This window comes from Streptomyces sparsus (assembly GCF_054776295.1).
In genome coordinates this window covers 1-1,384 of the sequence record NZ_BAAHCA010001145.1, presented here as the reverse complement: position 1 = coordinate 1,384, position 1,384 = coordinate 1, and the positions used below count along the sequence as shown (strand labels likewise).

The following is a 1,384-nucleotide window of genomic DNA, read 5'->3' as shown; positions in this document are numbered from 1 at the left end:
GGGACGGTGCTGGGACGCCGGGCGCCCAGCCGGCGGCGCAGCCCGTCGGTGAGCCGACCGGCGGTGAAGGTGGCGCCGTGCACGAACCGCATGGCGGGACCGAACGACGGGGCCGTGAGCAGCCCCGCGAAGAACAGGCCGGGGCTCGACGACTCGAAGCGCGGGTCCAGGTACGGTGCCCGGCTGTCGCCGACCGTGCGCAGGGTCCCGCGCAGCGTCGGGTCCAGCAGGTCCAGCCGGTCGAGGTCGGGTGTGAAGCCGGTGGCCGCCACCACGTGGTCGGTGTCCACGGTGGTCGTGCCGCCGTCGGGCTCGGCCAGCCCCAGCCTCAGCCGTCCGCCGACCGGATCGGCGGTGAGCAGCCGGTGGCCGAGCAGTACCGGTACGCGCCCCTCGAAGCGGTCCCGGAGCCACCAGGCCCCGGCCGGGCCCAGTGCGGTGGCGGTGATGCGCAGCCGGGCGGACGCGGGCAGTCGCCGCACCGCCCAGGGCGTCTCGGACCACACCCAGCTGGACCAGCCGGTGCCCAGCCCGCAGTGCGGGTCGCGCAGCGACCGCCAGGCGGACCGTCGCAGCGGCTGCGGTGGCGTGTTCCAGTTCAGCCGGTCGGACCGCGCGACGACGCGGGTGTGCGCGCCCAGTTCGGCGAGCAGGGCGGCGGTCTCCAGCGCCGCCTGGCCGGCGCCGACGACAGTGACGTCCCGGCCCCGGAACCGGGTGAGGTCGCGGTGGTCGCTGCTGTGCGAGGCGAGTTCGGCGGGCAGGCCGCGCAGGACTTCGGGCAGGTGCACGAAGGGCATCACACCGACGGCGAGCACCACGGTGCGGCTGAGCAGTGTCCCGCCGTCGGCGGTGTCCAGCCGGTAGCCGCCGGCCTGCCGACTCAGCGCGCTGACGGTCCGCTCCTCCACCGCCGGGCCGACCTGCTCGCCGAACCATCGCCCGTAGTCGGTGAAGACGCGGATCGGCAGCGGGTTGCCGTGTTCGGCGGGCAGGCCGCGCTCCGCGCAGTAGGCGGCGAGCGTGCGGGTACGGCCGGGGTCGGAGAGGTCGGAGGCCCACGGCTCGGACTTTAGGAACATGCCCTGGGGCATGTGGTCGCGCCAGGACGCCATCGGTCGGCCGAGTACGCGGACGTCCAGGCCGGCGGCGGCGGCGTGGGAGGCCACGGAGAGTCCGTACGGGCCGGCGCCCACCACTACCAGGTCGTGCATCGGAGGTTTCCTGTCTGTCGGATGGTCGGGGCGGGCCACGGGGCCTGCCGTGCGTCGGGGCGGCTCACCGGGCGGGGGTCGGGCTGCTGCTGTCCGCGCCGGACTGCTCGGAGGGGGCCCGTGGGCGCGGGGGCAGCACGGGAACCGGGTCACCGCCCGCGGCCTCCGCG

1 protein-coding gene is annotated in these 1,384 nt (G+C 76.1%); it reads right to left on the bottom strand.

Annotated features, from left to right (window positions below; all coding sequences use genetic code 11):
• Nucleotides 1–1,214: NAD(P)-binding domain-containing protein (locus ACYVE9_RS26990; RefSeq protein ID WP_461030514.1), on the bottom strand; the 1,214-nt coding region annotated here is incomplete at its 3' end.
• Nucleotides 1,215–1,384 lie beyond the last annotated feature (170 nt).